The sequence below is a fragment of the Bacteroides sp. ET336 genome, assembly GCF_024733815.1.
GTDB classification, from domain to species: domain Bacteria; phylum Bacteroidota; class Bacteroidia; order Bacteroidales; family Bacteroidaceae; genus Phocaeicola; species Phocaeicola cellulolyticus.
In genome coordinates this window covers 1-343 of record NZ_JANRHK010000070.1, presented here as the reverse complement: position 1 = coordinate 343, position 343 = coordinate 1, and the positions used below count along the sequence as shown (strand labels likewise).

General features: G+C 44.6%; 1 pseudogene. It reads left to right on the top strand.

The window, feature by feature from the left end:
- A pseudogene (locus tag NW213_RS16875) lies at window positions 1-343 on the top strand (hypothetical protein); the annotation flags it as partial.

Below are 343 nucleotides of genomic sequence, written 5' to 3'. Positions count from 1 at the left end.
GTATGGGCTTCCTATAGTGTCGATTTATATTCTGGGGCATAAGTTGGGAGATCTGCAGGAGCCTGTGGTGTATGTACGCAGAAAGTATCTGGACTATAATTCAAACCCGATAGAGAACGGTGTTCCTGACCCGTTTATAGAGAGCCTTACACACGACAGCATCATAATACAGATTCCTTACTTGAAAGGTAAGGTAAGAAACAGGCTTGAACGCCTGCTTCAGGTATTTGACCAGACTTACCGTCTGAAAGACAATGAGCATATCATGGAGATAGATGAAAGAGGGCTGGAAATAGAGGAACAGCTTGTGGTTGACAGGCTGATAAAGGCAGCTGTCGAACCT